The sequence below is a fragment of the uncultured Streptococcus sp. genome, from assembly GCF_915066115.1.
In the GTDB taxonomy this organism is placed as follows: Bacteria; Bacillota; Bacilli; order Lactobacillales; family Streptococcaceae; genus Streptococcus.
Genome location: NZ_CAJZDT010000080.1, coordinates 1 through 8,445 on the forward strand (window position 1 = coordinate 1; position 8,445 = coordinate 8,445).

Consider the following 8,445-nt stretch of genomic DNA (forward strand, 5'->3'; position numbering starts at 1 on the left):
TTAAATACCTTTTTCAGCCTATTAAAAAAATAGGAGTCCTCTACTGACCCCTATTTTATCATCTTATGCTTGATAACGTTTCACACCATCTAGGTAGGTTGCTACCAATTCCAAATCTTTATCTAATACGATAAAGTCTGCGTCGTAGCCTTCACGGATTTGACCACAGACATCATCAATGTGAACAGATTTAGCTGGGTTAAGGCTAGCCATCATGACCGCTTCGTGTGGATTTGCAATACCCCACTCGACTACATTTCTCATACCATCTTTAAGTTTGAGGATAGAACCTGCCAAATTACCAGTAGATTTGAGACGTGCAGTTCCATTTGCTACTACAACAGGGAATTCTCCCAACATATAGTCACCATCTTCAAGCCCACCAGCTGTCATACAGTCCGTAATAAGAGCGATGTTTTCTGTCCCCTTTTGCTTAAGTAAAATCTCACAAGCTTTTGGATCTACGTGATAACCATCACAAATCAATTCTGCGTAAGTATGTGGGAGCTCATACATAGCTCCTACCATACCTAGTTCGCGGTGTGTTAAACCACGCATCCCATTATAGGCATGTACCCAAACACTAGCTCCAGCATCAACTGCCTTCTTAGCTTGTTCAAATGTCGCATCTGAGTGTCCAAGTGCAACTGTCACACCTTCACCTGTAATAGTACGTACAAAATCTTCCACCCCATCACGTTCTGGTGCAATAGCGATTTTATTGAGCATCCCTTTTGCAGCATCCTGCCAAGAATGAAACTCCTCAACACCCGGGTCTCTCATATAAGTTGGATTTTGTGCCCCCTTAAAAGTTTCTGTGAAATATGGACCTTCATAATAAATTCCACGAATCTTAGCACCTGTAGCTTCTTTATAATGGTTTCCAAGATTTTCAGTGACTGCAAGCAATTGCTCATAAGTGGCTGTTAAAGTTGTGGGCAAGAAACTGGTAACACCGGTACTAAGAAGTCCTTCACTCATAGTATGCAATGTACCTTCAATGTTGTTGTCCATCACATCTACACCTGCATATCCATGAATATGAGTATCCACAAGACCTGGTGCAATGCTATAACCAGTATAGTCAAGAACCTCTGCTCCTTCAGGAATTTGATCCACATGTTTCCCAAACTTGCCCTCCACAAGTTCCAGGTAACCGCCACGACGAACTCCGTGTGGGTAGAAAAATTGATCCGCTTTAATATAGTTAGGCATAATGTTAACCTCCTTAAAAGATTGATTCTACAATTTATTATGTCAATTACATTATAAACCTTTCTTTTTTATTTGTAAATGGTATAGACCTATTTTCTAGAGATATTTTAAAAGAGCTGGATTTCTCCAACTCTTCTCTTTTTAATACAAGTTATTTTGATTTAACTGGCTTGTCTTGAGCTGTTTGCAAGGCTGTAGCAATGGTATCTGCATACAATTTAGCTCCTGCTTCAATCTTACTATTGTCACTTCCAAAATGGACTTGGTCTGTTCCAGTCCAGATCTCTGGATGCTCTTTCGCAACTTGGTTCCAATCTGCTATCGTGATGTAAGGAGTCTTCTCTGCCAATTCTCTCATATAGGCAGCCTCTTTCTCAACGATTGCATAGGTCTCTTTTGTCTTATCTCCCTCATAAGGAGTCACCAAAACCATATGGTGGCCCTTAGGAAGATTTTTTACGATACTATCCCAGTCTTCCTTGTAATTTTCAGGATTATTTACCCCAGTTGCAATAACCACCATCTTTGGTAGAAATTTATTCTGGCTATTGTTGAGCATGATTTCGTTGGCGGTCTTGGTTGTTCTGCTGACTTGTGCATTAATCTGTGCTCCAGGAAGGGCTGTCTGCAAGGCTGTATTAGCTCTTAGTGCTACCGAATCACCAATTAACATAGTGCCATCAGCAATTCCTAAACTATCAGCTTCTGCTCGTTCTGTCATCACCTTGGTCTGGCTAATATTTGTTGCAGCTTGCTTCAAGCCATTGACAGTTAAGTCTGTCTCAAAAGCTCCCACTTGTGGTGCCAGCAAAGTTACTAAGAAGACAATGAAGGCCAAGATTCCAGTACTTGCTGCAAGGATTGTGTGAATATGAGGCAGGGGACGAAAGGCTTGTATAATAGGTGTGTTCTTTCCCGCAATCCAAGGTTCCAGCACATAAAATGACAGGCTGGCAAATCCATAAGAAAAAATCAAAGTCAGTAACACAGCAAGAAGATTTGATGTCAACTGTGAGAAAATAATGTAGAAAGGCCAATGGAAAAGATAAACCGCATAGCTAGTATCTGCTAAAAAGCTGATAATCTTTGGCTCCTGCATGTTAGGAGTCTTTTCATGTAAGACACGCGCCGCCAGAATCATAGCAAGGGCTGCAAGGCTGGCAAGCAAGAAGCCCATAAGATAGGCAAAGAGATAGGTAAATTTGACAAAGAAGGTCAAAATGAGTAAGAATCCAAAACCTCCCCCAAAAACCAAAAGGGTCTTGCGTAAATCCCAGATTTTATCCAACTGCTTGACGAGGGAAGTCGTCTGACGAACGCCTACAATCGTTGCTAGGATACTTCCCAAAAAGAATGGATAGACATGAGTTAAACTGGAGAAGTAAACAGAGGAATAAGAGGTCACTAGAAAACTACCAATAAACATGGAGAAGAAGCTGATTAAAAAGGCAGCAGCTGATAAGAGAAAAACCATCCCCTTCAATTGACCATTTGATTTAGCCTGTTTGGATAAGAACCAAACTGCCAATCCCCAGAGGATATAGTAGTGAACCTCAACGGCCAAGCTCCAATTATGAACAAACAAGTGAGGAATGAACTGTGATTCATAACTCCCACCTGTTAGAAGTTCATAGAAGTTAGTCATAAAGCCTAAGACACCCGCAATCTGACCGCCAATTCCAGCTACATAGTCTTGACGAACCAAGAAAGTAAAGGGCATGGTCACCAAGACCATCAAAACCACAGGTGGCACAATCCGATAAAAGCGTCTTCTAAAAAATCCAAGCAAATCAATTTCATGATTTTTAGAAAATTCTTCGATGAGTAGAGCCGTGATCAAGAAACCTGAAAATGTGAAAAAGACATCTACCCCGAAAAATCCTCCTGGAAAGATGGTCTGAAAGAAGTGATACAAGAGTACCAAAAGTAAACCTGTAATCCTAATCAAGGAAAACCATTTAATGCGCATACGAGTTTATTCTTCCTTTCATTGTACACTTTATTCTATCAAAAAAAGAAGAAAAATCCTAAGAGAAAACTTAGGATTTTTAGCTTATATCAATTCCAGTTTAAAAATTACGCCCTGATTTATTATAGCCATATTTTTCAACAAAATACTCACGGAACTCCAAGAGATTGTCATCCATAATGGCTTGTCGCACTTGCTTCATCAGGTTAAGCAAGAAGTAAAGATTGTGATAGCTAGTCAAGCGAATACCAAAGGTTTCATCAGCCTTGAGCAGGTGACGAAGGTAGGCGCGTGTATAGTTCTTACATGTGTAGCAATCACACTCAGGATCCAGTGGTGTAAAGTCCTCAGCAAACTGGGCATTTTTGACAACCAAACGTCCCTGACTGGTCATACAAGTCCCATTACGAGCGATACGAGTCGGCAAGACACAGTCAAACATATCTACACCACGAATCACCCCATCAATCAAGCTATCTGGCGCTCCCACACCCATCAAATAGCGAGGTTTATTTTCAGGTAGCAGTTGGGTTGTGAAGTCCAAGACGGCATTCATCTCTTCGTGGGTTTCTCCAACTGCTAAACCACCAATAGAGTAGCCTGGGAAATCCATGCTGACAAGGTCGTGAGCCGATTGACGGCGAAGATCTTCAAATCCAGCCCCCTGCACAATCCCAAATAACCCTTGGTCATGCGGACGACGGTGAGCCTTCAAACCACGCTCAGCCCAACGGCTGGTACGCTCGATTGATTTCTTAACGTAGTCGTAAGGTTGATAAAACTGAGGACATTCGTCAAAGGACATCATGATGTCTGAGCCCAAATTATTCTGAATAGAAATGGCTTTTTCTGGGGACAAGAACATCTTAGAACCATTGAGATGGTTTTTAAAGGTTACTCCTTCTTCTGTGATATTACGGCTATCTGCTAAGGAATAAACCTGAAAACCACCACTATCTGTCAAGATAGGCTGGTCCCAATTCATGAACTTGTGGAGACCACCTGCGCGTGCGATGAGTTCATCTCCAGGACGAAGCCAGAGATGATAGGTGTTTGACAGGATAATTCCCGAACCCATCTCCTTCAATTCTTCAGGCGACTGAGTTTTGACAGTGGCTTGTGTCCCAACTGGCATAAACATAGGTGTTGGGAAGGTACCGTGGGGAGTGATGATTTCTCCCAGACGAGCTCCTGTGTGTTTTTCTTTCTTAATCAAACGATATTTGATTGGTGAATCTGACATTTTTTACCTCCGAAGCTGGGAAAGACAGTCCCAGTTCATACTTTGTGCCCAAGGGCATACTGTATGATTTTATCAAAAAAAGTAGGAACTGTCACGAACTATGGTATAATGAGAGAATGAAATACCCAAAAATTGATTTAAAAACCGTTCGTCTGCAAGCCAGACAATTTCAGGCTGAAAATCCCCGTCTCTTTCTCGTCTATCTCTTACCTAGTATACTGGTCATCTTGTCTGGCTTCCTCAATCCCTTAGAGCGCATCAACGAGAGTGTTTTAGAACAACCCTTTTTAAGCGTGTTTGGCCATGTATTCCAAGCCTACCTTTTTCCTCTATTAGTCTCCTTTATCGGAACAATACTTCTAACCAGTTCCGTCTATACAACGCTGAAACTCATCAAGAGTCCCGATACAGAACTATCCATCAAAAATAGTCTCACTCTCTTTAATGAAGAGCACTTTTCACAAACCTTTTTGACTCTCCTTCTCAAACGTTTCTATCTCTTCTTATGGAGCATTCCTAGTTTGCTTGGAATTTACTTCCTTTTTTACAGTAGCTTTCTTGCAAAGAAATTCATTGCCCTTCATCCTGAGTTTCCCAATCTGGATCTCACGTCAATTGAAACCGAGCGCTTCCTCATGACCTTTGGGCTTTACTTCCTAGCAAGTATCCTCTTGATGATCATAGGAAATAGTCTCTATATTCCACAATACTATGCCTATTCACAGGTAGAATTGCTCCTCTGTGACACTCTAGACTTGGGCCAAGCCAAACCAGGACAAATCCTTAAAACCAGCCGTTTCCTGATGAAAGGTTATAAGTTTCAGCGCTTTGTTCTAGACTTACAACTCCTTCCTTGGTACTTCCTCAATTGGATTACCTTTGGAATTGCTAGTTTCTCACTCCTACCCTACATTCAAATCAATAAAATAATTTTTTACCGAGCAGTACTAGCTCGAAAACGTCCAAAAGCTTGAAGGTTTTCCCTCAAGCTTTTTTCTATCAATGAGTTTCTCCGCCTACCAACTTGAGATCCTGATCTCCATGTTCTATCATGGCGCCGATTGCCGCTTCTATCCCTCGCCGAATATCCACTAAACTCATAGCTGGAGTAGTCGGTCGATTCACCACCTGTTCCATCATATAAGGAATATGCATAAACCCTGCCTTAACATGTGGGAATTTCTTTTCGACCAAATAGAGGGCCTGATACATTAAATGATTGCAGACAAAAGTCCCTGCCGTATTGGAAACAGAGGCCGGCAAGCCCTCTTTTTTTATAGCTTGAACCATCGCTTTAATCGGTAGACTACTAAAGTAGGCCGGAGCACCGTCTAGGCGAATAGGAAGGTCAATCGGTTGATTGCCTTCATTATCAGGAATCCGAGCATCATCTTGATTAATAGCTACTCTCTCAGGTGTCAAGCTGGTTCTTCCACCTGCTTGACCGATACAAAGGACAAAGTCAGGTTGATAACGGTCCATCTCTTCTTCCAATACTTGGGCCGATTTGTGAAAGACTGTTGGCACTTCTAGACAACGGACCTCAGCACCATGGATTTCAGCTGGTAAACCTTTAATAGCCTCCAAGGCTGGATTGACCTTTTCCCCTCCAAAGGGCTCAAAGCCTGTCACTAATACTTTCATTTCTAACTCCTCAAAACTAATTCAATGAGACTTTTTTCTTAAAAACAAGTATAACATATTTCTCTTCTTCTGGAGCGAAAAGGACTAGAGAGGATCAGACCGGCATTAAAGTTTATTTAAAGAGTAAAATACTAATCAAGGCCAAAATAGCTGGTCCACCTTGCTTCAAAATAATTTTCTTATCCGCTGTTAGAGAGCCATAAGCCGCAGCACCAATCACAAATAAAACAAAAATAGTCACAATTTCTAAATTCTGTGAGAAATAAATCCCATACAGGAGAAAGACTCCTAACAGAGCATTATAAATCCCTTGATTTTTAAACAATGAACTTACTGACGGACGAGCCAATTCTTCCTTGTCCATGTTAAAGACTCGACTGGTTGCATCTGATTGCGTTGCAACACTTTCCAAATAAAAAATGTAAAAATGCTCCAAAGCAACGATTGTTGCTAAAATGATTGTAATAATTGACATCTATTTCTCCTTAAATTTCTATATTTTCAATGCCCAAAACCAATTTATTTACTAAACGGCTGAGTTCTGTTCTTTCAGACTCTGTTAAGATACTTTCCATCGCTTCTTTAACCTTGATATGCTGCAGAGGGGGATTCACTACTAACTGCTCCTTGGCATACTTCGTAGCCTCTACCAACACTTCCCGCTGATTTTCAGGATTACGATGACGCTCCACCAAATCTTCCTTTTCCAGAATTTTGAAATGTCGGGTCAAAGCAGCCTGATCAATCTTCAAACACTCCTGAACCGCCATTTGGTTACAAGGGGAATTCTTCATCAAAAACAGTAAAATCTGATACCGTGTCAAACTAATCCCAAGTCTTTTTTCAAATAAGTGCGTACTAGCTTGCTCAGACAAGCGGAGTTGATAAAGTAAATTTTGAATCTCTAACATTTCTTTTCTCTTTTTCTTGATTTATCAATAGTTGACTAATCAAGTATGATATAAAGTAAAATAGATTGCAAGAATCATGCTTAAAACATTACAAAATACTGATCTTCCATTTTCCATTCAAATTGACAAAGAAAAAAACGAACGAGAATCGCTTCCTATCACGAAAGCTAAATCTCATTCGTCAAAATGATATTACAAAGTCTGATTTATCCATTCATTGAAACGTGAACGTGGTCATAGTGGTTTTCTGTCACGCTACCACGGTCCGGCATTGGGTTCCAAGTATTAGCTGGTCCATATTTGCTATCGAATGGAGCATAGAAACGTTGTTTCCAGATGATGTAACTAATTCCACGGCTGGCCATGTTTTGAATAGCGTATTCCGCAATCTTATCCCCTAGTTCTGAGCTTTCTGGTACCATAAAGTCGATAGCCAAACCTTTTCCGTGATCTCCACTGTCTCCTGGACGGTAACCACTAAAGGATGTGATGCCAAACAAGTTGGCAATTTCTTCTTTAAAGGCAGCCGTTTGTGGTTGAAGGCCTGCATTTTCAGCTTTTGCTACTGCCAGTCCAGCATAATCAGGCGCAGCTGGAGCTGCGTAAGTTGTTGAAGTTGTTTTCGTCTCTTCTGGTTGATAAGTAGAAACTGCTGGTGTAGCTTCACTTAATGATTCTTCTGAACTTGTTGCAGTTGGTTCCGTTACTTTTTCTTCTACTGAAGTTGTAGTTGGTTCCACTGTTGAAGCAGCTTGTGGGTTTGCTTGAGTTTCCTCTTTCTCAGCTAGAGTCGTTACCTGAGGAGCTGCTTCTTTAACTGGACTGATTGGTTCGGCTGTTTGCTCCTCTGAAACAGAAGTTCCTGTAGAAGGCGCGACTTCTTCTGAAGCAGTCACTGTCTCTGTAACTTCTGAACTTGTTGCTACTTCTTTTGTACTTGTAGTTTCTACTGCTTTTGGAGCTTCTACTGCTTTTGGAGCTTCTGCAATTGGTTGAGAAAGGTCTGCAACCTGAACAGTTTGATCATCAACCGTCACTTGATTAGTTGTCAAATCTGCTGTCGCAGTTGTCACTTCTTCACTAGAATCTACTTGAGGTGTTTGGATTTCAACTTCCGTTACTTCTTCTGCTTCATTGACAGTCGTTGTCAAAACAGTTTCTGGGAAAATCAAATCCATATTCGTGATTTTATTCAAATTCGCAAGAACTGTGACATCTATACCCAAGGCTTCTGCAATGGTGCTCAAGGTATCGCCATACTGAACTGTATAACTTGTTTTGTTGTCCGTTTTAGTCAAATCGTTTTGGATTTGCTCAACACTACGTGCAGTCCAAAGAACTTCTTCTGCTTGAGTTGCCAATACTGGGGCAAATGACAAGGCTACTGTTGATGCTAATAATATTCTTTTCTTCATTCTTTCAAATTCCTTTCAAATGAGTACCTGTCTATCATAACACAAAAA

At 40.9% G+C, this 8,445-nt stretch carries 8 protein-coding genes; 1 reads left to right on the forward strand and 7 read right to left on the reverse strand.

Annotated elements, in window-relative coordinates; all coding sequences use genetic code 11:
* Nucleotides 1-63 precede the first annotated feature (63 nt).
* The 3 genes from nagA to tgt form a co-directional block, all read right to left on the reverse strand.
* Nucleotides 64-1,215 carry an N-acetylglucosamine-6-phosphate deacetylase gene (nagA, locus tag QZ565_RS06365; protein WP_295527108.1) on the reverse strand — a complete coding sequence of 384 codons (1,152 nt, stop codon included), beginning with the start codon at nt 1,213-1,215 and terminating at the stop codon, nt 64-66.
* A gap of 151 nt (nt 1,216-1,366) precedes the next feature.
* Nucleotides 1,367-3,184 (reverse strand): acyltransferase family protein, encoded by a 1,818-nt coding sequence (locus QZ565_RS06370; protein WP_001220872.1) that lies wholly within the window; start codon nt 3,182-3,184, stop codon nt 1,367-1,369.
* Nucleotides 3,185-3,284: 100 nt separating this feature from the next.
* Nucleotides 3,285-4,427, reverse strand: a complete 1,143-nt coding sequence (tgt, locus tag QZ565_RS06375) for a tRNA guanosine(34) transglycosylase Tgt (protein ID WP_001285237.1) — start codon at nt 4,425-4,427, stop codon at nt 3,285-3,287.
* Nucleotides 4,428-4,543: 116 nt separating this feature from the next.
* Here tgt and QZ565_RS06380 point away from each other — a divergent pair, with 116 nt between their 5' ends.
* A complete protein-coding gene (locus QZ565_RS06380) occupies nt 4,544-5,401 on the forward strand; it encodes a DUF975 family protein (protein ID WP_295527117.1) in 858 nt (285 codons plus the stop codon).
* 25 nt (nt 5,402-5,426) lie between these two features.
* On the opposite strand, the gene pcp is transcribed toward QZ565_RS06380, so the two are convergent.
* The 4 genes from pcp to QZ565_RS06400 all read right to left on the reverse strand — a co-directional run bounded on the left by pcp (nt 5,427) and on the right by QZ565_RS06400 (nt 8,397).
* Nucleotides 5,427-6,071: a pyroglutamyl-peptidase I gene (gene pcp, locus QZ565_RS06385; RefSeq protein ID WP_295527120.1), complete on the reverse strand. Its 645-nt coding sequence runs from the start codon at nt 6,069-6,071 to the stop codon at nt 5,427-5,429.
* 112 nt (nt 6,072-6,183) lie between these two features.
* Nucleotides 6,184-6,546: a DUF1304 domain-containing protein gene (locus tag QZ565_RS06390; protein ID WP_295527123.1), complete on the reverse strand. Its 363-nt coding sequence runs from the start codon at nt 6,544-6,546 to the stop codon at nt 6,184-6,186.
* 10 nt (nt 6,547-6,556) lie between these two features.
* Nucleotides 6,557-6,982 carry a MarR family winged helix-turn-helix transcriptional regulator gene (locus QZ565_RS06395; protein WP_295527126.1) on the reverse strand — a complete coding sequence of 142 codons (426 nt, stop codon included), beginning with the start codon at nt 6,980-6,982 and terminating at the stop codon, nt 6,557-6,559.
* Nucleotides 6,983-7,188: 206 nt separating this feature from the next.
* Nucleotides 7,189-8,397 carry a LysM peptidoglycan-binding domain-containing protein gene (locus QZ565_RS06400; protein WP_295527130.1) on the reverse strand — a complete coding sequence of 403 codons (1,209 nt, stop codon included), beginning with the start codon at nt 8,395-8,397 and terminating at the stop codon, nt 7,189-7,191.
* Between the last annotated feature and the right edge of the window lie 48 nt (nt 8,398-8,445).

Coding starts and splice junctions, on each gene's coding strand:
- nagA (WP_295527108.1), bottom strand. CDS start 1,215: ATGCCTAACTATATTAAAGCGGATCAATTTTTCTACCCACACGGAGTT.
- QZ565_RS06370 (WP_001220872.1), bottom strand. CDS start 3,184: ATGCGCATTAAATGGTTTTCCTTGATTAGGATTACAGGTTTACTTTTG.
- tgt (WP_001285237.1), bottom strand. CDS start 4,427: ATGTCAGATTCACCAATCAAATATCGTTTGATTAAGAAAGAAAAACAC.
- QZ565_RS06380 (WP_295527117.1), top strand. CDS start 4,544: ATGAAATACCCAAAAATTGATTTAAAAACCGTTCGTCTGCAAGCCAGA.
- pcp (WP_295527120.1), bottom strand. CDS start 6,071: ATGAAAGTATTAGTGACAGGCTTTGAGCCCTTTGGAGGGGAAAAGGTC.
- QZ565_RS06390 (WP_295527123.1), bottom strand. CDS start 6,546: ATGTCAATTATTACAATCATTTTAGCAACAATCGTTGCTTTGGAGCAT.
- QZ565_RS06395 (WP_295527126.1), bottom strand. CDS start 6,982: ATGTTAGAGATTCAAAATTTACTTTATCAACTCCGCTTGTCTGAGCAA.
- QZ565_RS06400 (WP_295527130.1), bottom strand. CDS start 8,397: ATGAAGAAAAGAATATTATTAGCATCAACAGTAGCCTTGTCATTTGCC.